At 72.3% G+C, this 24372-nt stretch carries 18 protein-coding genes; 9 read left to right on the top strand and 9 right to left on the bottom strand.

Annotated features, from left to right (window positions below):
* The first annotated feature begins 41 nt into the window (after positions 1-41).
* The 4 genes from ACZ37P_RS19290 to ACZ37P_RS19305 all read left to right on the top strand — a co-directional run bounded on the left by ACZ37P_RS19290 (position 42) and on the right by ACZ37P_RS19305 (position 4310).
* Positions 42-1058 (top strand): LacI family DNA-binding transcriptional regulator, encoded by a 1017-nt coding sequence (locus ACZ37P_RS19290; RefSeq protein WP_355347756.1) that lies wholly within the window; start codon positions 42-44, stop codon positions 1056-1058.
* 194 nt (positions 1059-1252) lie between these two features.
* Positions 1253-2377 (top strand): aldose epimerase family protein, encoded by a 1125-nt coding sequence (locus ACZ37P_RS19295; RefSeq protein ID WP_355347759.1) that lies wholly within the window; start codon positions 1253-1255, stop codon positions 2375-2377.
* Complete coding sequence (locus tag ACZ37P_RS19300) at positions 2374-2796, top strand: PIN domain-containing protein (RefSeq protein ID WP_355347762.1); 423 nt, start codon at positions 2374-2376, stop codon at positions 2794-2796. The genes ACZ37P_RS19295 and ACZ37P_RS19300 overlap by 4 nt, the downstream gene beginning before the upstream one ends.
* Positions 2797-2903: 107 nt before the next feature.
* Entirely contained in the window at positions 2904-4310 is a 1407-nt protein-coding gene (locus ACZ37P_RS19305) for an AlkA N-terminal domain-containing protein (protein ID WP_467347623.1), read from the top strand.
* Positions 4311-4427: 117 nt separating this feature from the next.
* Here ACZ37P_RS19305 and ACZ37P_RS19310 read toward each other — a convergent pair whose 3' ends face one another.
* Together ACZ37P_RS19310 and ACZ37P_RS19315 are read right to left on the bottom strand one after the other, a co-directional pair.
* Positions 4428-5543, bottom strand: coding sequence for a DUF5954 family protein (locus ACZ37P_RS19310; RefSeq protein WP_467347624.1), 1116 nt, complete (start codon positions 5541-5543; stop codon positions 4428-4430).
* 113 nt (positions 5544-5656) lie between these two features.
* Positions 5657-6838, bottom strand: coding sequence for an ROK family protein (locus tag ACZ37P_RS19315; RefSeq protein WP_317452715.1), 1182 nt, complete (start codon positions 6836-6838; stop codon positions 5657-5659).
* 157 nt (positions 6839-6995) lie between these two features.
* Between ACZ37P_RS19315 and ACZ37P_RS19320 the strand changes: the two genes are divergently transcribed.
* The 4 genes from ACZ37P_RS19320 (at position 6996) to ACZ37P_RS19335 (ending at position 11053) form a co-directional block, all read left to right on the top strand.
* Positions 6996-8171, top strand: coding sequence for a Gfo/Idh/MocA family protein (locus tag ACZ37P_RS19320; protein ID WP_391160688.1), 1176 nt, complete (start codon positions 6996-6998; stop codon positions 8169-8171).
* Position 8172: 1 nt separating this feature from the next.
* Positions 8173-9093: a sugar phosphate isomerase/epimerase family protein gene (locus tag ACZ37P_RS19325; protein ID WP_355347775.1), complete on the top strand. Its 921-nt coding sequence runs from the start codon at positions 8173-8175 to the stop codon at positions 9091-9093.
* A gap of 116 nt (positions 9094-9209) precedes the next feature.
* Positions 9210-9953, top strand: coding sequence for a sugar phosphate isomerase/epimerase family protein (locus ACZ37P_RS19330; RefSeq protein ID WP_467347627.1), 744 nt, complete (start codon positions 9210-9212; stop codon positions 9951-9953).
* On the top strand, positions 9950-11053 hold the full coding sequence (locus ACZ37P_RS19335) for a Gfo/Idh/MocA family protein (RefSeq protein WP_401314356.1): 1104 nt from the start codon (positions 9950-9952) through the stop codon (positions 11051-11053). Before ACZ37P_RS19330 ends, ACZ37P_RS19335 begins: the two co-directional genes overlap by 4 nt.
* A 325-nt stretch (positions 11054-11378) precedes the next feature.
* Here the strand turns inward: ACZ37P_RS19335 and ACZ37P_RS19340 are convergent, their stop codons facing one another.
* From ACZ37P_RS19340 to ACZ37P_RS19370, 7 genes are all read right to left on the bottom strand, one after another.
* A complete protein-coding gene (locus tag ACZ37P_RS19340; protein WP_467347629.1) occupies positions 11379-12917 on the bottom strand; it encodes an aldehyde dehydrogenase family protein in 1539 nt (512 codons plus the stop codon).
* A gap of 258 nt (positions 12918-13175) precedes the next feature.
* Positions 13176-15425, bottom strand: coding sequence for an RICIN domain-containing protein (locus tag ACZ37P_RS19345; protein WP_391050685.1), 2250 nt, complete (start codon positions 15423-15425; stop codon positions 13176-13178).
* 162 nt (positions 15426-15587) lie between these two features.
* The gene (locus ACZ37P_RS19350; RefSeq protein ID WP_355347787.1) at positions 15588-16424 is read right to left on the bottom strand and encodes an undecaprenyl-diphosphate phosphatase; all 837 of its coding nucleotides are present in this window, start codon (positions 16422-16424) and stop codon (positions 15588-15590) included.
* A 133-nt stretch (positions 16425-16557) separates the two neighbouring features.
* Positions 16558-18111, bottom strand: coding sequence for a chitinase (locus tag ACZ37P_RS19355; protein ID WP_355347790.1), 1554 nt, complete (start codon positions 18109-18111; stop codon positions 16558-16560).
* 230 nt (positions 18112-18341) lie between these two features.
* A complete protein-coding gene (locus ACZ37P_RS19360; RefSeq protein ID WP_467347632.1) occupies positions 18342-19724 on the bottom strand; it encodes a S53 family peptidase in 1383 nt (460 codons plus the stop codon).
* Between the two features lie 260 nt (positions 19725-19984).
* Positions 19985-20869 carry an ABC transporter permease gene (locus ACZ37P_RS19365; protein WP_188282197.1) on the bottom strand — a complete coding sequence of 295 codons (885 nt, stop codon included), beginning with the start codon at positions 20867-20869 and terminating at the stop codon, positions 19985-19987.
* A gap of 14 nt (positions 20870-20883) precedes the next feature.
* On the bottom strand, positions 20884-23616 hold the full coding sequence (locus tag ACZ37P_RS19370; RefSeq protein WP_467347634.1) for an alpha/beta fold hydrolase: 2733 nt from the start codon (positions 23614-23616) through the stop codon (positions 20884-20886).
* A 160-nt stretch (positions 23617-23776) separates the two neighbouring features.
* Between ACZ37P_RS19370 and ACZ37P_RS19375 the strand changes: the two genes are divergently transcribed.
* Positions 23777-24226 (top strand): nuclear transport factor 2 family protein, encoded by a 450-nt coding sequence (locus tag ACZ37P_RS19375; RefSeq protein WP_467347635.1) that lies wholly within the window; start codon positions 23777-23779, stop codon positions 24224-24226.
* The last annotated feature ends 146 nt before the right edge of the window (positions 24227-24372 follow it).

Genomic DNA, 24372 nt, shown 5'->3' on the forward strand with positions numbered 1-24372 from the left:
CCGCCGCGCCTCGCACGAGGTCGGCCGAGGGAAGGAACTCCGTGGGCGCCAGCCTGAAGGATGTCGCGCGACTGGCGGGCGTGTCCGTCAAGACCGTGTCGAATGTGGTGAACAACTATCCGCATGTCACGCCGGGGATGCGGGAGCGCGTGCAGCGGGCCATCGACGAGCTGGGCTACCGGCCGAATCTGACGGCCCGCCATCTCCGGAAGGGCCGCACCGGCATCATCGCGCTGGCCGTCCCCGAACTCGGCAACCCGTACTTCGCGGAGCTGGCCGGGGCCGTCATCGACGCCGCCGCCCGGCACGACTACACGGTGCTGCTCGACCACACCGCGGGCCAGCGCGAGAAGGAGGTGCTGGTCTCGCAGGGCTTCCGGGCCCATGTTATCGACGGCCTGATCCTCAGCCCGATCGAATTGGAGGCCGCGGACCTGCTGGGCCGCATGGACGACGCGCCGCTGGTGCTGCTCGGCGAGCGGGAGTACGACGCCCCGTACGACCAGATCGCCATCGACAACGTGGCGGCGGCCCGTACCGCCGTACGGCACCTGACCGGCCTCGGGCACCGGCGGATCGCGTTCCTCGGCGCCCGCAGGGAGAGCGCCAGGCAACCGGCGCACCTGCGACTGCGCGGCTGGCGCGAGGAGCTGGCGGCGGCCGGGCTGCCGGACGACGACTCGCTGGTGGCCGCCACCGACGGCTACGGCCGCTGGGACGGCGCCGCCGCGATGAACGCGCTGCTCGACCGCGGCACCCGCCCCGACGCCGTGTTCGCGTACAACGACCTGATGGCGCTCGGCGCGATGCGGGCCCTGGTCGAGCGCGGGCTGCGGGTGCCGCAGGACGTGTCGGTGGTCGGCTTCGACGACGTCGAGGAGGGCCGCTTCTCGACGATCGCGCTCACCACGGTGTCACCGGACAAACAGGCCATCGCACGGCTCGCCGTGGAGCGGGTCGTGGCGCGGCTGACCGGTACGCCGCAGATCAGGCCGGAGCGGATCACGCCCGGATACACGCTGGTCACCAGGGAGTCGACCGCGCCCAGAGCGGGGTGAGCGCGCCGCGTAGCGTTGTCCCCCGGGGGGTCGGCCACCGGTGCCCGCCCGTGGTCGCCCGTGGTCGCGCCCCCGGCCGGTTTCCCCGCCCGGTCTCCCCGTCGTCTTCTCGCCGCCTTCCCGCCGCCTTCCCGCCGTCGGACGTCCGCCGCGTCCGGCATCCGTCGCCCCGACCCCCTTTACGAGGACTGCCGATGCCCCGTCCCACCCCGCTCAGCGAACCCTTCGGCACCACTCCCGACGGGTGGCGAGTGGAACGCTGGCGGCTCAGCTCGGCCTCCGGGGTGAGCGCCGAGATCCTCACCTACGGCGGCGTCCTGCACGCGCTGCACGTGCCCGACCCGACGGGCCGCCCCGCCAACGTGGTGCTGTCCCTGCCCGACCTGGCGGCGTACGCCTCCGACACCCCGTACTTCGGCGCGCTCGTCGGCCGTTACGCCAACCGGATCAGCGAAGCCCGCTTCACGCTCAACGGCCGCCACTACCGGCTCCCGGACAACGACGGCGGCCACAATCTGCACGGCGGCCCCGAGGGCTTCGACAGCCGCGTCTGGCGGGCCGAGCCGCTGCCCGGCGCGCTGCGGCTGACGCTGCACAGCCCGGACGGCGACATGGGCTTCCCCGGCGCGATGGACGTCACGGTGACGTACGCGCTCGACGACGACGGGACGCTGTCGCTGGACTTCGAGGCGCGCAGCGACCGGCCGACGGTGGTCAACCTGACCAACCACGCGTACTTCAACCTGGGCGGGTCGGAGGCGAGGGACGGCGCCGAAGCCGCGTCGCGGATCGCGGGAGGCGACGTGCTGCGCCACACCCTGTACGTCGACGCCGACCGCTTCCTGCCCGCCACGCCCGAGTCCATCCCCTGGGGGCCGGAACAGGCCGTGGAGGGGACGCCGTTCGACCTCAACGAGCCGCGCCCCCTCGGCGACGGCGTGCGGGACGCCGACCCGCAGATCAAGACGGCCGGAGGGTACGACCACTGCTTCGTGCTGCGCGGCAACTGCGGCGGTACGGGCGAGGCCGTGGGCGAGCCGCGGGTCGCCGCCGTCCTCTCCGACCCCGACAGCGGCCGGGTGATGGAGGTGCGCACCACGCAACCGGCCATCCAGGTCTACACGGCCAACAAGCTCGACGGTTCGCTGACCGGCCCCGACGGGCGGACGTACCACGCGCACGACGCGGTGTGCCTGGAGACCCAGCACCTGCCGGACTCGCCGAACCACCCCGAGTACCCCTCGACCGAGCTGCGCCCCGACGAGGTCTTCCGCAGCCGCACCGAATTCCGCTTCCCACACCTGGCGGGCGGCCGGTGACGAGCGCGCCGACCGCACCCCTGCTCGTCGTGGACGGCGCCAACGTCGTCGGCTCGGTGCCCGACGGCTGGTGGCGCGACCGGCGCGGCTCCGCCGAGCGGCTGCGCGACGCGCTCGTACCGCTCGCCGCGTCCGGCCTCGCCGAGGACAGCGGCGCCCCGCCGTGGGCCCGCGGCCACCGGCTGGACATCGTCCTGATCGTCGAGGGCGCGGCGCGCGGCGTCGAGCCGGTACCCGGCGTACGCGTGGAGTCCGCGCCCGGCAGCGGCGACGACCTCATCACCGAGGTCGCCGCCCGCTCCCGCACCGCGGACCCCGACCGCCCGTGCCTCGTCGTCACCGCCGACCGTGGCCTGCGAGCGCGCGTCACGGAGGTCGGCGCGGCCGTCGTGGGGCCGCGGGCGGTCCGGCCACGCTGACGCCGGTGCCCCCGGGGGGCGGGGCTCCGGGGACGCCCGCGCTCGCCGGAAGGCCGTGTCCGATTTCCGCCAGCTCGGGGCGCCGGAGCCCTCGCATACTGGGACGCGTGACAGTCGAGGACAGCAGATACGAGGCGGTGAGCAGCCGGGACGCGCGCTTCGACGGAGTCTTCTTCTTCGCCGTGGCCACGACCGGGATCTACTGCCGTCCGAGCTGCCCCGCGATCACCCCGAAGCGCGAGAACGTGTCCTTCCACGCGACCGCCGCCGCGGCCCAGGGCGCGGGCTTCCGGGCCTGCCGCCGGTGCAGGCCGGACGCGGTGCCGGGTTCCGCCGACTGGAACGCGCGGGCCGACGTGGTGGGCCGCGCGATGCGGCTCATCGGGGACGGCGTCGTCGACCGCGAGGGCGTCGCGGGCCTCGCCACCCGGCTCGGCTACAGCGCCCGGCAGGTGCAGCGGCAGCTCAACGCCGAGCTGGGCGCCGGGCCGATCGCCCTGGCCAGGGCGCAGCGCGGCCACACCGCGCGGGTGCTCCTCCAGACCACCTCGCTCCAGGCCGCCGAGATCGCCTTCGCGTCGGGCTTCGCGAGCGTGCGGCAGTTCAACGAGACGATCCGGGAGATCTACGCCGCCACCCCGACCGAGCTGCGCACGGACGCGCGCTCCGGGCCGGTGGGCGGGGCCGCCGGGGTGCCGCTCCGGCTGGCCTTCCGGGGCCCCTACGCCTCCGCGCGGGTCTTCGACTTCCTCGCCGCACGCGCCGTGCCCGGCGTCGAGGAGATCGTCGGCGCCCCCGGCAGCCGTACGTACCGCCGTACCCTGCGGCTCCCCCACGGCACGGGCATCGCCGAGGTCGCCGAGCGGCCCGGCACAGGCAATTGGCTGGACTGCCGACTCCACCTGGGCGATCTCCGCGACCTCACCACGGCCACCCAGCGCGTCCGCCGGCTCTTCGACCTCGACGCCGATCCGTACGCGGTCGCCGAACGCCTGGGCTCCGACCCGCGCTTGGCCCCGCTGGTCGCCGCCCTTCCCGGCCTCCGCTCCCCCGGCTCCCCCGACCCGGCGGAACACGCCGTCCGCGCCGCCCTGGGCGAAGGCGCCGCGCCGTTCTCCCCGGCGCCCCTGGCCGCCTTGGTCGCCCGATACGGCACCCCGCTGAGAGCCCCCGACGGCGCCCTCACGCACCTCTTCCCGCGGGCCGAGGATCTGACCGAGGCCGACCTGGGCAGTCCGGCCGGCCGCTCCCCCGTCAGAGACCTCTGCCGCGCCCTCGCCGACGGTACGGTCGTCCTCGACCCGGGCGCCGACCGCGACGCCGCCGAACGGTCCCTCCTGACCGTCCCCGGCATCACTCCCCTGACCGCGGCCCACATCCGCATGCGCGCCCTCGGCGACCCGGACGTCTTCCCCTCGACGGAGCCGGTGCCGCCCGGGACGGAGAGGTGGCGCCCGTGGCGGTCGTATGCGGCTCATTACTGGTGGGGGGTGGGAGGGGGAGGTCAGGGGTGAGGGGGCGCCTTGCGCGGGCGCACCGTCCCTCCCCTCTTTTGCCGCCCCTCCGCCTCCCCACGCCGCCGTACCGCAGGGGCGCAGGCTCTTGGGCGCAGCGGTGCCCGGCTGGGTGGGTCAGGGGTGGGGCTTGTTCTTGAGGTTGTCCCGGCGGAGCCGTTCTTCCTCGAAGAGGCGCATGAACTTCCGCATGTGCTCGTCCGGTTCGGGGTCGGGCTCCTCGTCCTCGTCGGTGAGGAGGCCCTGTTCGCGCAGTTGCTGGTCCTGAACCATGACGGGCGGGGTGGGGTCGGGGTCGGAGGGGCGGGGGCCCTCGGGGCCGTCGGGGCCGATGCGGATGAGGCGTTCGACGCGGATCACGCGGAAGTGGCGTCCTGCGACGTCGAGTTCGTCGCAGCGGTGTTCGTCGAGGTGGTCGGCGGCGCGGGAGTAGATCTCGCGCTGCTCGGGGCTGAGGTCCTTCTGCCAGGGGAGCATGACGCGCAGTTGCATGGCGAGGCCGTCGCGGGCCGCCTGCGGGGTGGTGGCGGTGCCGCTGGAGTCGGGGCGCCAACTGCCGCCGTCGCGTTCCGCGGTCATGAAGGTGGCGGGGAGCAGGACACCGCCGGGGTGGGTGTCGGCGGCGTGCCGTGAGTCGTCGCGGACGTCGGCGGGGACGGTGCCGCTTTTGCGGAGGGCGGCGAGGAGTTCCACCTTGAGGATGCCCTCGGACATGCCGGTCGCGTTGACGGGGTCGATGACCAGGCCCGCGGCGGGGTCGAAGCCGCCGGACTCGCCGGGGCCGCTCGGGTCGGGGTCGGTGTCGCGCGGGGGTTCGGGACCGTCGGGCCCCATGCGGATGAAGCGTTCGGCGCGCACCACGCGGTAGCGGCTGCCGCGTACCGTCACCTCGTCGAGGGCTTCCCAGTCCATGCGCTCGCCCGCGGCGAGGAGTTCGGCCCGGGCCTCGGCGTCACCGGCCTCGTCGGCCGCGTGGGCGAGGCGGCGGAAGTGGGAGCCGAGGCTGTCGCGGGCGTCCTGCGGGGCGAGTCCGCTGAAGTACGGGTGCAACTCCCAGCCGCCGGACTCCAGTTCGCACGCGATGCCGAAGACCGGGCCGCCCGCGAACAGCATCGAGGGGTAGGTTTTTCTCGCCTTCCACGCCTCGATGTCGGCGAGCGCCGCGACCGGGGACTCGGGCGTGGTGACCCGGATCGACTGGTAGGCAGGAACATCGTCGCCGTGCGCATCCATGGGACCAGCATGCCCACACCGCGGGGGCGTACGCGACCCATACGCCAAAGCCGTCATGGGTCCGTGAGTTGACGTGACGCGCGTCCACCGGCAGGTATGGGGGCAACAGTGGTTCAGACCGCGGGCTCCGCGAGCACGTGTCCGATGCCCTCGGGCGAGAGCAGATGCTGCACCGCCAGCCGCCGCGCGCCCTCGATGCCCGCCCTGCGGCCGAGCATCGTGGTCTCGATGGCGACGGTTCTGGTGGCCAGTGGGAGGGCCCTGCGGTAGACGGCGCCGCGGATGTCGGCGAGCAGGTCGTCGTGGAGGCTGGCGATGCTGCCGCCGAGCACGATGGTGTCGGGGTTGTAGAAGCTGACCAGCGAGGCCAGGACGTCGCCGAGCCGTTGGGCGGCCAGCCGTACCTGGCGGCGGGCCACCGGGTCGCCCGCGGCCACGAGGCGGACCACGTCGGCGGCGTGCTCGGCGGGCAACCCTGCCTCCCGCAGCTTCGCCGCGATGGCCGCTCCCGAGGCGACGGCCTCGACGCAGCCGGTGTTGCCGCAGTGGCACAGCACGTCGTCGTGGCCCGGTACGCGGATGTGGCCGATGTCGCCCGCGGCGCCGCTGGCCCCGCGGTGCACGACGCCGCCGGAGACGATGCCGCAGCCGATGCCCGTACCGACCTTGACGTACAGCAGATGGGCGGTGGCCGGACGGTGGCCGTACTCGCCCAGGGCCATCATGTTGACGTCGTTGTCGACGAGGACGGGCGCGTGGTAGCGCCCGGCGAAGAAGCCGGGGACCCGGTAGCCGTCCCAGCCGCGCATGATCGGCGGCCGGATCACCGTACCGGTGCGGGCCTCGACCGGGCCCGGCACGCCGATGCTGATCGCGCGTACGTGGTCGGCTGGGTGTCCCGCGTCGGCCAGCAGGCGGCCGATCTGCTCGTGCACCCCGGTCAGTACGGCCTCGGGTCCCGCGTTGATGTCGAGGGCTTCGGTTGCTTCGGCGAGGACCCGGCCGCCGAGTTCGGCGACGGCGACCGTGCGGTGGGTGGCGCCGAGGTCGACGGCGCAGACCACCGCGTTCCGCGAGGCGAGTTGGAGGGTGAGCGGCGGGCGCCCGCGCTCGGTGGCCATGGTGCCGGTCTCGACCAGCAGTCCCTTGGCGATCAGCAGGTCCACCCGCTGGGCGACCGCGGCCCTGGACAGCCCGGTGGCGGTGGCGAGTTGGCTGCGCCGGGTGGCGCCGCCCGCCACCAGTCCCGCCAGTTCGCTGAGCGCGGTCAACTGCCGGTCGCTTGCGGCTGTCACCGGTTCCTGCCCTCCCCTGCGCCGTACGTCCGTCGTCCCGGTCCGCGTCCTGTACGGCCCGGCCCCCGATTTATGACAGAAGATAGCGGAAATATTGCCATTGTCAACCGAAACAGCGGTGGCTAGCGTTTCAAGCAAGCGGAAAGGGAGGGCACTTGTGGGCGGGACTAGCTCGGTTACAGCGGGTTCTTCGCTGCGCACGTCATCGCGTCCGGCACTGCGTACGGCCATCGCCGGTGTGGGGATGATCGGCCAGGTGCACCTGGACGCGGTGCGCAGGAGCGGTGCCCCGGTGGTCGGGGTCAGCGCGTCGACGCCCGCGCGGGCCAAGGAGGCCGCGGCGGCGCTCGGGGTCGAGCGGGCCTTCGACTCCTCGGAGGCGCTGGTCACCAGTGACGACGTCGACGTGGTGCACATCTGTACGCCCAACGACGCGCACGCCGGGCTCGCCGAACTGGCGCTGCGGGCGGGCAAGCACGTGGTGTGCGAGAAGCCGCTGACCACGTCGTCGGCCACCGCGGACGCGCTCGCGGCGCTCGCCGCGGACAGCGGTCTGGTGGCGGCGGTGCCGTTCGTCTACCGCTACCACCCGATGGCGGCCGAGGCGCGGTCCCGCGTGCTGGACGGCCGGGCGGGCGAGGTCCGGCTGGTGCACGGCCACTACCTCCAGGACTGGCTCTCGGAGCCGGGCGACACCAACTGGCGGGTCGACGCGGCCGCGGGCGGGCCCTCCCGCGCCTTCGCCGACATCGGCTCGCACTGGTGCGACCTGGTGGAGTGGGTGACCGGGCACCGGATCGCGGAGCTGACCGCGGTCAGCCAGACCGTGGACCGTACGGGTCCCGCCGGCGACGGCGGCGCGCGGGTCAGGCCGGACACCGAGGACGTGGTGCAGCTCCTGTTCCGCACCGATCGCGGTGCCACCGGTTCCGTGACCGTCTCGCAGATCTCGCCCGGCCGGAAGAACCGGCTGTGGTTCGAGGTGGACGGCACGCGGACCTCGCTCGCCTTCGACCAGGAGAACCCCGAGTCGCTGTTCGTCGGCAGCCGCGGTGAGAACGCGGCGGTGCTGCGCGACCCGGCCACGCTCTCGCCCGCCGCGGCCCGGCTCTCGGTGGTCCCCGGCGGCCACCCGATGGGATATCTCGACTGTTTCGCCGCCTTCGTCCGCGATGTGCACGCAGCGATCCGCGCCCCGGGCGCGGCGGGCGGGTCCTCGGCCGACGGCACCGGGGGCACGTTCCCCACCTTCGACGACGCCGCCCGCATGGTGCGCCTGACCGAGGCCGTACTGAAATCGGCGGCGGACCGGACCTGGAAAGAGGTCTCCTGAGATGAAGCTGGGCTTCCTGACCGCCTGCCTTCCGCAGCTCCCGCTGGACGAGATCGCCGCGTGGGCGGCCTCGCACGACTACCAGTCGCTGGAGGTGGCCACCTGGCCGTCCACCGGCTCACGGGAGTTCGAGGCCAGCCACATCGACGTGACCGGCTTCGGCAAGCAGCGGGCCGACGAGGTGCGCGGCCTGTTCGACCGGCACGGCCTGACGCTGTCCGCGCTGGCGTACTACGAGAACAACCTGCACCCGGACGAGACCCGCAGGGCGGAGATCGCCGCCCACGTACGCGCCAATGTGGACGCCGCCCAACTGCTGGGCGTGGACTACGTCGGCACGTTCGTCGGCCGCCACCCCGGTCTGACGGTGAAGGAGAACATCGCGCTGGCCGAGCGGGAGCTGCCGCCGCTGGTGGAGTACGCGGGCGAGCGCGGTGTGAAGATCATCATCGAGAACTGCGTGATGGAGGGCTGGCACCCGGACGGCTATCCGGGCAACCTCGCCTACTCCCCCGAGCTGTGGGAGTGGATGTTCGGCCTCGGCCTCTATCTCAACTACGACCCCTCGCACCTGCTGTGGCTGGGCATCGACCCGGTCGAGGCGCTGAAGCCGTACATCGACCGCATTCCGCACGCGCAGGCCAAGGACGCGCAGCTCGACCCGCGGGCCAGGGACCGTTACGGCTTCTTCGGCCGGTCGGTGGCGCGGACCGACGGCTGGGACAGCGGTTGGTGGCGCTACCGGGTGCCGGGGCTCGGCGACGTCGACTGGCGCCGGATCGTCGACACCCTTTACGAGGGCGGCTTCACGGGCACGCTCTCCGTCGAGCACGAGGACCCCGTCTGGAGCGGCGACGTCCAGCGGATCACCCAGGGTCTGGAGATCGCCCACCGCACGCTGCGGCCGTTGATCGTCGGCTGATCCGACCGCGTGTCACCGCCGGCCGCCGCTCCCCCGCACCACCCGCACGCGCAGTACCCGCCGTACCCGCACCCGCCGTACCCGCACCCGCCGTACTTCCAGGAGGCATCGTCACGATGGCCACGCCCTTGAGCATCCAGCTCTACACCCTCCGGGACCAGATCGCCGCCGACCGCGACGGCACGCTGTCCCGCCTCGCCGGGATCGGTTACACCGCCGTCGAGGCGTACGACCCCACGGCCGACCCGACCGGTTTCCGCAAGGTCGCCGACGACCTGGGGCTGAGCGTCAACAGCACGCACGCGTACGCCCTGTTCGACAAGGAGGCGTCGGAGGTCTTCGACGCGATCGCCACGGTCGGCACCGACCTGGTGATCATCCCCGGCGGGATCGCACACGAGGAGTTCACCACCCCCGACGGTCTCTCGCGCACCGCGGACCTCCTCAACGGCTTCGCCGAGAAGGCCGCCGAGCGCGGTATGCGGATCGGCTACCACAACCACTGGTGGGAGATCGAGCCGCGCTTCGACGGCAGGACCGCGCTGGAGGAGCTGGCGGACCGGTTGGCCCCCGAGGTGTTCCTGGAGGTCGACACGTACTGGGCGGCGGTCGGCGGGGCCGATGTGCCGGCGCTGCTGCGCGCGCTGGGCGACCGGGTGCTGGCGCTGCACGTCAAGGACGGTCCCGGTGTGAAGGACGAGCCGCACACCACGGTCGGCAAGGGCAGCATCGACGTGCCGTCGATCCTGGCCGCCGCGCCCGACGCGCAGCGGATCGTCGAACTCGACTCCTGCGCGGGCGACATCTTCGAGGCCGTCGCGGAAAGCCTCTCCTACCTCACCGCGCTGGAGCGTTCATGACCACAGGCCCGGTCGGCGTCGCCGTCGTCGGCGCCGGTGTCATCAGCGCGCAGTATCTGGACCATCTCACCGCCTTCCCCGACCTGCGGGTGCTCGCCGTCGCCGACATCGACGTCGAGCGGGCCCGTACGGCGGCCGGGACGTACGGGATTCCGGCCGCGGGCGACCTCGCGTCGGTGCTGGCGATCCCCGAGGTGGAGATCGTCGTCAACCTGACGATCCCGGCCGTGCACGCGGAGGTCGCCACGGCCGCCCTCCAGGCGGGCAAGCACGTCTACGGCGAGAAGCCGCTCGCGCTGGCGCCGGCCGACGGGGCGAAGATCCTGGCCGAGGCGCGGTCGCGCGGGCTGCGGGTCGGGAGCGCTCCCGACACCTTTCTCGGGGCCGGGCTCCAGTCCGCGCAGCGGGCGCTGGCCGCCGGGGTCATCGGCGAGCCGGTGAGCGCGACCGCCGTCACGCAGGGGCCCGGCCCCGAGTCGTGGCACCCGAACCCGGAGTTCCTCTTCCAGTACGGTGCCGGGCCGCTCTTCGACATCGGTCCGTACTATCTGACGGCGCTGGTCGCGCTGTTCGGGCCGGTGGCGCGGGTCTCGGCCTCGGCGCGGCAGGCGCGTGCCCAGCGGGTGATCGGTTCCGGGCCGAAGGAGGGCACGTCCTTCGCGGTGGAAGTGCCCACGCACGTGCACGCGTTGCTGGACTTCGCCGGTGGCCCCAGCGGCTCGGCGACCTTCAGCTTCGACTCCTCGGTGCCGCGCCGCCTCATCGAGGTCACCGGCACCGAGGGCACGCTGTCGCTGCCCGACCCGAACACCTTCGAAGGGCCTTTGCAGGTCCGGGCGTTCGGTGACGACGACTGGCGTGACCTGCCCGTCACCGGTACGGTCGCCGGTCGCGGCCTGGGCGTCCTGGACATGGCCCGCGCCATCCGGGGCGGCACCGAGCACCGCGCCTCCGGCGAACTCGCCCAGCACGTACTCGACTTGATGGCCACGGTGACGGACGCCGCGCAAGAGCACACCGTCCGCACCCTCGAAACCAGCGCCCCGGCCGTGTCACCGCTGCCGGACGCGTGGGACCCGGCAGCCTCGACGCTGTCCTGACGCAGCGGTCGACCACCGTCGGCCCCGGTCGGCCCACCCGTGGGGGGATGGGTCGACCGGGGTTTTTCTGAGCACGGTTCACCGCCGCTTCACCGCTGCGCAGGTGGGTTCGCCGGTAGCCAGCGAGCCGAAGGCGGCGCCGGTGTCGAAAGGGAGAACGCGCACAGCGACCGAGGAACGAGGGAGCGAGCACGATCGACTGTCGACACCGGATCTAAGCCGCCGGAGGCGAGAGGGCGGCAAAAAAAGGGGATCGCGGTGAGTCTGCGCAAGAGGGCTCCCCCGCACGGCTCGCCGCAACCGCGGCCTCACCCAGGGCGCCTCCCTAGGCCGCGGGCAATTGGTAGTCGGGGAAGTTGCCCGGGAGGCGGTCGAGGGTGGGGCCTTCGGTGACGGCGTGGACGAGGAGTTCGCCGCCGACGAAGGCGCCGCGCCAGGAGGCGCCCAGGCCGCCGAAGAGTTCGTCGCGGTCACCGCGGGAGCGGGGCGCGCCGCGGCCGACCTTGAAGGCGCGGACCTGGGAGGCGAGGCGTTCGGTGGTGCGCGGGTCGTCGCAGGACAGGGCGGCCACCAGGGCGCCGTTGCTGGCGTTCATGGCGGAGAGCAGCTCGGCCTCGGTGTCGACCAGGACGATCGTGTCGACGGGTCCGAAGGGCTCGGTGTGGTGGAGCGGCGAGGACGGCGGAGGGCCCAGCAGCGTGACCGGGGCGAGGTAGGCGGAGGTGTCCTGGCCGGGGAGGAAGAGGCCGGGGTCGAGGGCGCCGTGGTGCAGCGGCACCGCGCCGCGGTCGACGGCCTCGGCGACCAGATCGGCCAGCTCCTTCGCCTTGGCCGCGTTGATCAGCGGCCCGAAGTCGAGTGCGGGCAGCGGGTCGTCGGGCGCGGAGACGGCCAACGGGTGGCCGGTCCTGACCGACTTGACCGCCGGGAGGTACGCGGCGAGGAAGTCCGCGAAGCGGGAGCGCTGGACGACGAACCGCGGGTAGGCGGTGCAGCGCTGCTTGGCGTAGTCGAAGAGCTTGGGGATCTGCGCGCCGAAGGCGTCCCAGTCGCTGTACTCCCACAGGCCCCAGCAGTTGAGCCCTTCCTGTTCGAGGATGTGCCGCTTGCCGACGTCGGCGACGGCGGTCGCGATCCGGGCGCCGGTGTCCCGGCCGCCGACGAAGGAGACGCAGCCGATCTCCGAGGACTGCACCAGGGCCTCGGAGAGTTCGCCGCCGCTGCCGCTGACCAGCGTGACGGGAATGCCCTCGCGCCTGGCGAGCGCGGCGGCGAGGGTGAGGCAGGCCAGGCCGCCGTCGGTGGGCGTCTTGGCGATGACCGCGTTGCCCGCGAGCGCCTGGACGAGCATGGCGTGCACCAGCACGCTCATCGGGTAGTTCCAGCTCGCGATGTTGGAGACGGGACCGGCAAGTGCGGTGCGGCCCGCCACCATCGGCTCGATGCCGTCCACGTACCAGCGGACGCCGTCGATGGCCCGGTCCACGTCGGCGCGGGCCAGCCGCCAGGGCTTGCCGATCTCCCAGACCAGCAACAGGGCCAGCAGGTCGCGGTGTTCGGTGAGGGCGTCCAGAGTCGCCGAGACACGCGCCTTGCGGTCGGGCAGCGGTACGTGCCGCCAGCTCCGGTGTTCGTCGAGCGCGGCGCGTACCGCCTGTCGCGCGGTGGCCGCGTCGAGCCGGGGCGGCCCGGCTATCGGGCTGCCGTCGACCGGTGAAGTGGCGGGCAGCGGGCGGCCGTCGGCCTGCCAGCGGCCGTCCCACAGATTCAGCACACGGTCGTCGCGGAATGCCTCGGGCGCGGTCCGCAGGGCGCGCCGCCACGCGTCGCTCCAGGCCGTTCCGGGCTTGAGGATGAGGGTCATTCGGAACTCCGCTCTCGTCGGGGGGCGGAACTCGCGCGGCGCACCACCGCGCGTCTGCCGACGATAGCGACTGGACTCCCGGGGCTTCCGGTGTTCGACCACGGGTGTGTCGGTCGTCACCGTGCCCGGCCACGGCACGGGAGGAGGCGGGTTACGGCGCGGGTGAGCGGGGGTCACCGCACGGGAGAGGGGCCGGCCGACGGGATGCGCCCCCTGTGCCGGCCGGCCCCACTGTGTCCCCCGTGTACCCCTGTGTGACTAGGGGTAGCTGGTCAGGTACGTGACCTGATGGCCGCTGTTCACGGCCGCTCCCGTGGTGTTGATGACATGGCTGATGGTGCCGACACCGCCGAGCGAGACGGTCACCATGTCGTGGAACTTCACCCCGGAGGTGTTGGGCACCTGGAAGGAGTTGGCCGACACCACCGAGGAGTTGGCGGAGAAGTAGCAGTAGCTGCCGAGCCCCCACGCCTCATGGCTGGTGACCGAGTCGGCCACCTTGTAGGCGGGGTAGCCCTGCGAGGAACCGTTCATCCAGGAAGCCTGGTTGGGCGGGTCGTAGGGCATCTCGTTCTGGAAGAAGTACGTTCTGCCGCCGTTGCCGTTCCACTGCACCTGGGTCTGCTGGTAGTGCTCGACGAACAGGCCGTACATGGTGACGTTCTGGCCGTTGACGACGAGGCCCGTGGCTGCGGTGTTGGTGTTCCAGCCGACGGTGCCGCCGTTGCCGTGGTCGGCGCGCCACAGCCACATGTGGTCGCCGATGACGTTGTTGCTGTTGACCACCAGCGACTGGGTGGCCTTGCCGACGGCCGCGCCGCCGATCCGGAAGAAGACGTCGGACAGGCTGGTCGGGTCGGCCGCGTGGTTGGCGGACGAGCCGGCCGGGCCGATCTGCATCAGCGTCTGCGAGTTGGTGGTGCCCGCGTCGATGAGCAGCCCGGCCAGCTTCACACCGTCCACGTCGGCCGTGGTCAGCGCGGTGACGCCGCCGTCCGGGACGAGCGTGGCCAGACCGAGACCGAGGACGACGGTGTCGGGCCGGGTCACGTTGATCGTCTGGTTCAGGTGGTAGACACCCGGCGTGAACAGCAGGTTCTTGCCCGCCGCGAGCGCCGCGTTGATGTCCGAGGCGGTGTTGCCCGGCTTGACGATGAAGAACTGGTCGATCGGCAGCGACTGTCCCGCCGGCGTCTTCCCGCTCCAGGTGGTGCCGGACGCGTTGGACTGGAGGGCGGGCACGAAGACCTGGTACTTGCCCGCGCTGTCGATGTACAGGAAGGGCTTCTCGCGCACCACGGGCGCGCTGGCGACGGTGGTGTACGTCGGGAAGCTCTGCGCGGGCGCGCCCTTGTCGCCGACGAAGACCATGTTCCAGTTGGAGCCGCTCCAGGACCCCATCTCGGTGTCCTTGGTGAGGAACTGCTGCTGGGAGCCGGACTGGATCTGCCCGTCGATCTTGGAGTCGGAGATGAAGCCGCCGCTCGACCAGCCGCCGTCGTCCAGCGCGAGGTTGCCGCGGACGTGCATCCGCCGGTACGGGGCGGCCTGCGAGACGGCCCAACGGTCGCTGCCGCCGGTCGGGTTGACGGACATGTTCTCGGCGTCACGCCAGAAGTTCTGGGTGGCGTTGCCCTGGAACCAGTCGGCCTCGGCGTGCACCTTGCCGTTGATGGTGACCGAGTCGGGGCTCAGGCCGAGTCCTGCGACCTGGGTGTAGAAGCCGACGTTGACGTCCGCGCTGTAGGTGCCGGGCTTGAAGAGCACCGCGTAGCGCTGGCTGCCGAACTGGTTGGTCTCCTGCTGGCTGAAGATCGAGTTCAGCTTGGACTGGATGGTCGAGGCGGACATCGACGGGTCGAAGACGACCGTGTTCGGGCCGAGGTCGGGGTCGCCGCCGCTGGGCGGGGTGGTCGGCGGCGTGGTGCCGCCGCCGCTGCCGCTGACGTTGAACGACTGCGCGGTGGTGCCGTTGCACGTGTACTGCTGGAGCTGGACGCTGTCGGCGGTCGACGCGCCGGGCACGTCGAGGCACTTGCCGCTGTTGCGGTTGACGAAGTGGAAGGCGCCGCTGCTCTCGGCGACGGGCTGCCACTGCTGGTTGCTGCCGCCGCCGTACAGCCAGAGCTGTGTGGTGGCGCTGTCGGCGGTGGAGACGCCGGTGACGTCCCACACCTGGGCGGGCGCGGTGGACACGCCGATCCGGTAGTAGCCGCTGTCGGTGGCGGTGAACTGCCACTGCTGGGCGGCGCTTCCGTTGCAGGCGTACTGCTGCACCGCTGTGCCGTTGGCGGTGGCCGCGGCGCGCGCGTCCACGCACTTGCCGCTGCTGACGCTGGTGACGCTGGCCGGGGCGGCCGGGATGGTGGCGGCGCCCGCGTCCCGTGCGGTGACCAGGGCGATACAGGCCGAGACCGGCAGGACGAGCGCCGCCGCTATGGCGGCTGTTCGTCTGCGGGTGCGGGATGTGCGGGTGGGCGTGCCGGGCACGGTGGGGACCTGAGTCACACGTGTCTCCTCGGTCGCGTTGTGGGGTCGCGATGCGGTGTGGACGCTAGGGGCCGCCCGTCGGCGAGTCAATACACATCAAAAAATAAGTCGTGAACTATCCGGCCGGAAAAGAGGGCCCGGCCGTCCCGGCCGGGCCCTCGGAGTGCGTCTGACGGTAAGTCAGGAACTGATCGTGTCCGTCGTCAGCAGGCCGATCAGCAGGAAGCCGACCACGATCCGGTAGATCACGAAGGAGTTGAACGAGTGCTTGGCGACGAACTTCAGCAGCCAGGCGATGGAGACGTAGGCGATCACGAACGACACCACGGTGCCGACGGCGAGCGCGGGCACGCCGACGCCCCCGCTGGTGGCGTCCTTCAACTCGTACAGCCCCGCGCCGGTGAGGGCGGGCAGGCCGAGGAAGAACGACAGGCGGGTGGCGGCCACCCGGTCCAGGTCGCGGATGAGCGCGGTGGAGATGGTGGCGCCCGACCGGGAGAAGCCGGGGAAGAGCAGCGCGAGGATCTGCGAACAGCCGACGATCATCGCGTCCTTGAAGGTGACCTGGTCCTCGCCGCGCTTGAATCGCGCCATCTGCTCGGCGCACCACATGACGACGCTGCCGCCGATCAGCGAGAAGGCGACGACCCACAAGGACGCGAGGGCGCCGTCGATCAGCGGCTTGGCGGCCAGTCCGACGACGACGATCGGGATGGTCGCGTAGATCACCCACCAGGTGAACTTGTAGTCGTGGTTGTCGCGCTCCCTCTTGTTCGCGAGCCCCTTGAACCAGGCGCCGACGAACCGCTTGATGTCGGAGAAGAAGTAGACGAAGACGGCGGCGATGGCGCCGGTCTGGATCACCGCGGTGAAGCCGACGACAGCCTTGTCGTCCACCGGGATGTTCATCAGGCCCTCGGTCATTTTCAGGTGCCCGGTGGAGGAGACCGGAAGGAACTCGGTCACTCCTTCCACGACGCCGAGAATGACGGCTTGGCCGACGCCGATGACGCTCATTGGGTGGTCCCGCCCCTTGTCCGCCGGTGATCGCCCCGGCCCGTTACGACTACATGTTCGTAGACAACGGTCAGACTTTAGAGGATCGGCGGCCGGACCCCGAATCCGGGGCCCGGCCGCCGCGGGAGGCGGATCAGCAGGCGCCGAGGTCCTGCCAGACACCCCACTCACCGGTGGTGCCGGGCGTCTCGCCCGTCGTCCACCACTTGGCCTTCCAGGTGTGACCGGCGTACGAGACGGTGTTGCCGCCCACGTAGACCGCGCTGCTGTTCCACGCGGTGGCGGTGCAGCCGGTGGTGGTCCCGGTGACCGTGAGCGTGTACGCGGCGGTGTGGGTCGTGGTGCCCGCCTTGCCGGTGACGGTCAGGGTGTACGTGCCGGGGGCCGCCGAGGCCGTGGTGGCGACCGACAAGGTGGCGTTGCCGCCCGCGGTCACCGAGGTCGGGCTGAGCGTGGCGGTGACACCGGCCGGGGCGCCGGAGACCGTCAGCGCGACGGACTGCGCGGTGCCGGAGGCGACGGCGGTGTGCACGCTGGAGGTGGTGGAACCGCCCGGCGCGACGGAGCCGGAGGCCGGGGTCAGCGACACCGAGAAGTCGTTCGCCGGGGGCGGGGTGGTGGTGCCGCCGCCGGTGAAGGGCTGGAAGGTGTGGCTGAACTGCCAGGTGCTCTGTGCGACGCCGGAGCAGGTGTCGGAGCCGCCCTGGCCGGGGCAGCCGCCGTTGTCGCGCTGGAGCGCCCAGAAGGACAGCGTGTTGATGCCCTTGCTGACCGCCCAGTTGTAGACGGTGGTGGCGTTGGCGGTGGTGAAGGTCTCGGCCGCGCCGAAGTCGTCGATGCCGGGCATCTCCGTGACGCCGACCATGCCCCAGATCTGCGCGTCGGTCTTCGACGGGTAGAGCCCGGCGAGCTGGTCGTGCAGGCCGGTGGCGGCGGTCTGGGTGTCGGTCGCCATGTTGTGCGTGGCGTTGTCGTAGTAGTCGAACGTCATCAGGTTCACGACGTCGACCTTGACGCCGTTGGAGATGGCGTTCTGGATCACCGACAGGCCCGAGCCGTCACCCGCGGTGCCGGTGGTCAGCCCGTGGGTGGTGGTCGGCAGGGTGTAGGAGAACTGCACCGAGCGGCCGTTGCTCGCCGCCCAGTCCTGGACCATCTTCACGGCCTTGTTGCGGCGGTCGATGCCGCCGGCGTTGGTCAGCGAGTTGTCCTCGATGTCGAGGTCGATCCGGCTGATGTCGTAGGTCGTGATGACCTTCTCGTAGGCCGCGGCGATCGAGCTGACGTTGGTGCAACTGTCGGCGATCTCGGTGCCGCTGTTGTCGGCCGCGTAACCGCCGAAGGACGGGATGACGTCGCCGCCGCCCGCCTGGAGGGTGTCGATGTCGGCGCCGAAGTTCGCCTGGGCGATCGGCAGCGAGCTGTCGCCGTTCCAGTACGGGGTGCAGGAGCCGACGGACGGCGTCTGGATGAACGCCATGGTGAGGAATTTGTTGCCGGAGGCCGACGCCAGGCCGGAGAGGCTGTCGCCGTTGTACGCCTCGAAGTACGGGGCGAACACGTGGGCGGGCAGCGGGGTGGCGGCGTGGGCGGTGCCGCTGCCGGTCAGGGCGAGCCCGGCCGCCGCGGTGGCGGTGACGAGTCCGGTGAGCAACGCGCGGAGGGGTCTGCGAACGGGTCCGGTCATGGACCGCGCTCCCTTCGAGGGGGGATGTGTGGGGGCCGACAGCACAGGGGGCGCTGCTGGTCTGGACCAATACTGTTGGTCTGGACCACCCGACTGTCAAGAGTCCTAACAGATAACGGAGTTGGACCACTCACCCCGCGGGACCGGACATTTCCGGCGCCCGGACAGCACGTGTCACCGCCGCGCCCGCGCGGACGCGGCGGTGACCTGTCAGTACCCCGCTCGGACGGTCAGCGCCGCCAACTGGCGATCGCCAGCGCGGGAACGAACCGCGCGGCGTCCAGCGTGCCGACACCGGTCGCCATGTCGTACCCCTTCACCGCGGTGTAGCCGGTGACGCCGTCGTAGGAGTTGTTCGTGCCGTCCTTGACGTCCACGATCCCGGTGAGCCTGCTGTCGCCCCGGTAGAGCGCGTACAGCGCCTGGTGGATGTCGCCCACCCGGTGCCCGGCGAGCTGGTCGGCCAGCGCGACGATGCCGGAGAACAGCGGGCTGGACTCGCTGGTGCCGCCGTACACGTCCCATCCGACGGCCGTCGGGTCGAAGGAGGAGTACACCCACGCGCCGCCGTCCACGGCCGCGGTCATCGAGATGTCCGGGGTGCCGCGCCGGGCGCCGACGACGTTCTTGACCACGTCCTGGTACGAGGGCCTGGTGAAGACGTGCGACTGGCCGCCGCCGCCCGCGCCGTAGTCGTTGTAGACGCTGTCGGGCGCGGTGCGGTCGCCCGCGTCGTCCAGGTGGAGCTGCGTGCCGCCGATCGAGGTGACCAGCGGGTCGGACGAGGGCCAGGAGTTCACCGGGTACGGGTAGTCGGTGGCGCCGTCCGCCATCGAGTCGGTGGCGCCGCCGTCGCCGGAGGACGACAGCACCGTCACGCCGTGCGCGGCGGCTGCCTTGAAGGCGTACCGCAGCTTCTGGATGCTGGAGAAGTCGCCCCGGTCGAAGCCGGGGAAGGTGTTCTCGGTGGCGCCGAAGCTCTGCGTGATCACGTCGCCGACGCCGTGCTCGATCATCGACTTCTCGGCGTCCATCATCTCGGGCAGCCCCTCGACGCCCTCGGTCTCCGCGACGCCGGTCTCCACCAGCACGATGTGCGCGTCGGGCGCGACGGCGTGCGCCATCTCCACGTCCAGCGTGCTCTCGCTCGCCCAGCCGGTGTGGTCCGGATTCGTCGGGTCGAACGGCGGCACGTCACCCCACTTGACGACCTGTACGTGCGAGCTGGCGATGCCGAACTGCCGGCTGTACACGTCGAGGTCGTGCTGGATCGTCGGCGACCCGAACGAGTCCACGATCACGATCGTCCGCCCCTTGCCGGTGATACCGGCGCGGTAGAGCGGCTTGAGGTCGTACGCCTGGCGATACTGCTGCGGGGTGTAGCAGTTGATGCCCCACTTCGCCTGGCACTGCGCGCTGCTGAGCGGGCTGCTCACCCCGCTCACCAGCCGGTGTCCCGTGACCGCGGGCACGGCCTTCACCACCGGTGCGGTACGCGCCGGGGCGGCGATGGCGGACCCGGCGACGGGAGCGGCTGTCAAAGCGGCGGCGGCGAGGGCGGTGACCCCTGCCGCCGCGACCGCGGCGCGGGGCCGCGGACGGAATCTGCGCATGGACTCTCCTTGTGTGGAGTGCGACCGCACGAGACGGATGCCGCGATCACACCCACAGATCATGCCCAGGACAAGAGACTTCGCCGTTTGCTGCCGACCGCTTTACTCCGGATGGCCGCCCCCTGGTTATTTCATGGGCATGCCATGACGAGGCGTCATGGTGCGGCGGCGTGCGGCGGCGTCACGGGTCCCGTCATACGGCGGCGTCACGTCACGGCACGGCACGGCATACGCCACGTCACGACACGGCCGACGGCGGGTCAGGACACGATGTCCTTGGTGCGGAAGCCGCGGAAGGCCAGCGCCGTCAGCACGATCGCGTACGAGACCGACACCGAGGTGCCCTGGAGCATGCCGGACCACTCCATCGTCGGCTGGAGCGCGTCCGCCCAGGAGAACTGCCAGTGCGCGGGCAGCACGTCGCGCCACCGCCCCAGCGCGGTCACGGCGTCCAGCACATTGCCGACGATGGTGAGGCCGACCGCGCCGCCGACCGCGCCCAGCGGCGCGTCGGTGACCGTGGAGAGCCAGAAGGCGAGCGCGGCCGTGACGAGTTGGCTCACGAAGATGTAGATCACGGCGACCGCCAGCCGCGGCAGCGCCTCACCGGACGCCAGCGCCCCGCCGGTCGGCAGTTCCAGGTCCCCCCAGCCGTACGCGACGGTGCCCGCCACCAGCGCGACCGCGGGCAGCAGGACGAGCGCGACCGCGCTGAAGCCCAGCGCCACGGTGAGCTTCACGGCCAGCAGCCTGGTCCGCGGCACGGGCGCGGCCAGCAGATAGCGCAGCGAGGACCAGCCCGCCTCGGAGGCCACGGTGTCGCCGCAGAAGAGCGCGACCGGCACGACGAGCACGAAGCCCGCGGAGACGAACAGGCAGGTCGCGCAGAAGTTGGCGCCCGAGGCGGTGGCGGTGTCGATCAGCGTCGGGCCGTTCCTTCCCTCGCCGCTCGGGGTGCCGCCGATCGCGAAGGCGGCGATCAGGATGAACGGCAGCGCGGCGAGCAGCGCGGCCACGATCATCGTGCGGCGCCTGCGCAACTGCCGCCTGGCCTCGACGCGCAGCCGCAGCGTACGGCCGGGGCGGTAGCCGGGCGCGGTGGCGCGGGCCGGTGACCCGTCCGGTGCGGGCGCGGGGGCGGGCATGGCGGGTGCGGCGCTCACGAGGAGCCTCCGATCAGGGTCAGGAAGGCGTCCTCCAGGCGGCGGTGCGGCCCGACCTGGGCCACGGGCACGTCGAGACGGACGAGTTCGGCCACGAATTGCGCCGGGGTCAGGCCGTCGAGCACCGCGAGCAGACCGTCCTCCTCGCGGACCGCGGTGGCGACCCCGGGCAGTGCGGCGACCTTCTCGACCGCGCTCTGCGGCAGTTCGCCGTCGATCCCGACCAGCACGGTGTCCGCCGAGCCGATGATGTCGGCGACGGGACCGGCCGTGACCAGCCGCCCGCGGTCCATGACCACCAGATGCGTACAGGTCTGCTCGACCTCGGCCAGCAGGTGGCTGGAGACGATCACGGTCCGGCCCGCCTGGGCGTAGCGGATCAGCACCTCGCGCATCTCGCGGATCTGCGGCGGGTCGAGTCCGTTGGTCGGCTCGTCGAGGATCAGCAGGTCCGGCAGGCCGAGCATGGCCTGCGCGATGGCCAGTCGCTGCCGCATGCCCTGGGAGTAGGTGCGCACGGCCCGTTCCAGCGCGTCGCCGAGGCCCGCGATCTCCAGGGCCTCCGCCAGGTGGGCGTCCTGCGCCGGGCGGCCGGTGGCCTGCCAGTACAGGTCGAGGTTGGCGCGGCCGGACAGATGCGGCAGGAATCCGGCGCCCTCCACGAAGGCGCCGAGCCGGGACAGCACGGGCGCGCCGGGCCGTACCGCCTCGCCGAACACCCGGATCTCGCCCTCGTCGGGACGGATCAGGCCCATCAGCATCCGCAAGGTGGTGGTCTTGCCCGCGCCGTTCGGCCCGAGCAGGCCGAGCACGTGGCCGGGTTCGACGCGGAAGGACAGGTCGCGTACGGCGTACTGGTCGACGGACTTCGCGTACCGCTTGCTGAGGCCGGTGATCTGCAACGGGACCGCGGCGAGCGCCGGGTCGGCCGGGCGCGGGCGGACCCGGCGGCGGCCGGTGAGCAGCAGGACGGCGGCCACGGCCAGCGCGATCAGCGGCAGCGCCCAGGCCCACCACGCGACCGAGGTGGCGTCGGCGCGGAGCCCGGTGTCGGTGGGCAGGGTGAGCGTCGGCGACGCGAGCGAGACGGTCAGGGCCGCGGGCGCGGCCGGGGAGGCGTAGCCGAGGTCGGTGGTTGACAGCACCACGCGCAGTCGGTGCCCGGCCGCGAAGTCGTGGTCGACGGCGGGCAGTCGGACCGTGACGGTGGTGCCCTGCCCGGACCCGACGACGCGTACGGGGGCGGCGAGCGAGGCGGGCAGGGTCTCCTTGCCGCCGGGCGCGACGTCGTAGAGCTTCGCGAAGAGCACGGCGTCGGGCGCGTCGGTGGCGACCTTCACCCGCACCGACGGCGCTCCGGTGAGCTGGGCGCCGTCGCGCAGCGGCGCGGACTCGAACACCGCGATCTGGCCGGGGAAGTCCAGGGAGATGCCGGCGCCGACCGAGGAGAGCTGGGTGAGCGCGCCGAGGCCGGGGACGGCGGAGATCGCGGGCGGGGCGCCGCCCGCCGGGTTGGTGATCCGCTGGGCGGAGCCGGCGAGCGCGATCTTCCGGCTGCCCGATCCGTCGAGGCCGGGGTAGCTGTCGCCGCTCGCGCCGCGCAGGGTGACGCTGCCGTCGGTGGAGTTGAGGCCGCCGGTGCGGGTGACCCGGAAGGCGGGTCCCGTGCTCGTGGACGTCTCGCCCTTGAGGTAGTGGTCGAACCAGGCGGTGACCCGCTGGTCGATCCTGCCGTTCTCGGTGTTGCCGCCGTCGTGTCCGCCCGCGATCCAGTCGACGGTCACGGGTGCGCCGTTGGCCCTGATCGCCTTGGCCATCGCGTCGGACTGGGCGAGCGTGAACAGCGAGTCGGTCTGGCCCTGCACGATCAGCGCGGGGACCTTGATACGGGAGCCGACCGCGGACGGGCTGAGCGCGTCGAGTCGCGCGCGGGCGGCGGCGTCGGGCTTTCCCGCCTGGGCTACGCGTTGGTAGAGCGCGCAGACGGACGGTTCGAACCGGCCGCAGAGGGGGTCGGCGGTCGTCGGCGCTCCGGCGGGCGTGGGCGTGCCCGTGCCTGTGCCCCTGCCCGTGTCCGGGGTCCGGTCGCCGCCCGCTGCCGCGTCCAGCGGGGTGGAGCCGCTGGAGAAGAAGATGCCGGCCCACAGCTTCTTGTAGACGTCGTTCGGGAAGAGCGCGTCGCTCAGATTCCAGTACGTCATGCGCGGCGCGATGGCGTCGATGCGCTGGTCGTAACCGGCGGCGAGCAGGGAGATCGCGCCGCCGTACGAGACGCCGGAGATGCCGACCCGCGGGTCGCCCGGCGCGTCGAGCCGCACGTCGGGGCGGTCGGCGAGCCAGTCGACGAGCTTGCCGACGTCGGCGACCTCGCCGTCCGGCGCGTTGAGCCCGATGCGTCCGGTGGAGTGCCCGAAGCCGCGCGCGGACCAGGTCAGTACGGCGTAGCCGTGCCGGGCGAGCGCTTCGGCCTGGCCGCGCACGTCGTCCTTGCTGCCGCCGAAGCCGTGCCCGAGCAGTACGGCGGGCCGCCTGCCGGGACCGCCCGAGGTGAAGTACGAGGTGTCCAGGCGTACACCCCCGGCGCCGTCGAGCATCGCGTCGCTGCGGTGCACCGAGCCCCCGTCACCGGACGCGGTCGCCGTACCGACCGCGACGCCGCCCGCCACCAGCACCACGAGCGCCCCCGCGGCGGCGAACCACCTCTTGCGTCGCGGCCATCGAAGATCCATCCCTCGATCCTAGGCGGCTCGGGCCGCGGACCGGGCGTGGGCGGAGGGTTCTCCGGGTATTCCCATACTCCGCGCCTGTCAGGTGTCTTGACTTCTCCGGTGGCGCGTGCCATCCATGCGGTGCCCACGCGTCCGTCCGGGCGCGGGCAGGAGGGGCCGCATGCTCTCGCTCGGCGATATCTCCGACCGGCTGGAAATCCAGGATCTGTTGATCGAATACAGCCACGCGGTGGACACCGGCCAATGGCCGCTGCTGGACGCGGTCTTCACCAAGGACGCGGTCCTCGACTACACGGCGACCGGCGGACCGCGCGGAACTCTGCCGGAGATCAAGGAATTTCTCGCCGCCGTCATGCCGCGTTTTCCCGGATATCAGCATTTGCTCGGGAATTGCGCGATCCGGCTCGACGGGGACCGCGCGACGGGCCGCACCATGTGCCTCAACCCGCTCGTCCTGCCCGAGGGCGGCAAGGCCGCCGAGCGCGGTGTGCTGCTGTGCGGCTTCTGGTACGTGGACGGTTTCGCGCGGGACGGCGGCGGTTGGCGGATCGCCGCGCGGCGGCAGGAGACGTCGTACATGTACCGGGCGCCGGGCTCCGCGCAGGCGTGAGCGACCGGCCGCCTTCGGCACGTACCCGGTTCGCGCGGTGTCCGTGAACCGCCGCGGGGGGGGGGGGGGGGGGGGGGGGGGGGGGGGGGGGGGGGGGGGGGGGGGGGGGGGGGGGGGGGGGGGGGGGGGGGGGGGGGGGGGGGGGT

It is taken from the genome of Streptomyces sp. NPDC024632 (assembly GCF_055559175.1).

Coding starts and splice junctions, on each gene's coding strand:
- ACZ37P_RS19295 (WP_355347759.1), top strand. CDS start 1,253: ATGCCCCGTCCCACCCCGCTCAGCGAACCCTTCGGCACCACTCCCGAC.
- ACZ37P_RS19310 (WP_467347624.1), bottom strand. CDS start 5,543: ATGGATGCGCACGGCGACGATGTTCCTGCCTACCAGTCGATCCGGGTC.
- ACZ37P_RS19325 (WP_355347775.1), top strand. CDS start 8,173: ATGAAGCTGGGCTTCCTGACCGCCTGCCTTCCGCAGCTCCCGCTGGAC.
- ACZ37P_RS19330 (WP_467347627.1), top strand. CDS start 9,210: ATGGCCACGCCCTTGAGCATCCAGCTCTACACCCTCCGGGACCAGATC.
- ACZ37P_RS19335 (WP_401314356.1), top strand. CDS start 9,950: ATGACCACAGGCCCGGTCGGCGTCGCCGTCGTCGGCGCCGGTGTCATC.
- ACZ37P_RS19340 (WP_467347629.1), bottom strand. CDS start 12,917: ATGACCCTCATCCTCAAGCCCGGAACGGCCTGGAGCGACGCGTGGCGG.
- ACZ37P_RS19350 (WP_355347787.1), bottom strand. CDS start 16,424: ATGAGCGTCATCGGCGTCGGCCAAGCCGTCATTCTCGGCGTCGTGGAA.
- ACZ37P_RS19355 (WP_355347790.1), bottom strand. CDS start 18,111: ATGACCGGACCCGTTCGCAGACCCCTCCGCGCGTTGCTCACCGGACTC.
- ACZ37P_RS19360 (WP_467347632.1), bottom strand. CDS start 19,724: ATGCGCAGATTCCGTCCGCGGCCCCGCGCCGCGGTCGCGGCGGCAGGG.
- ACZ37P_RS19365 (WP_188282197.1), bottom strand. CDS start 20,869: ATGCCCGCCCCCGCGCCCGCACCGGACGGGTCACCGGCCCGCGCCACC.
- ACZ37P_RS19370 (WP_467347634.1), bottom strand. CDS start 23,616: ATGGATCTTCGATGGCCGCGACGCAAGAGGTGGTTCGCCGCCGCGGGG.
- ACZ37P_RS19375 (WP_467347635.1), top strand. CDS start 23,777: ATGCTCTCGCTCGGCGATATCTCCGACCGGCTGGAAATCCAGGATCTG.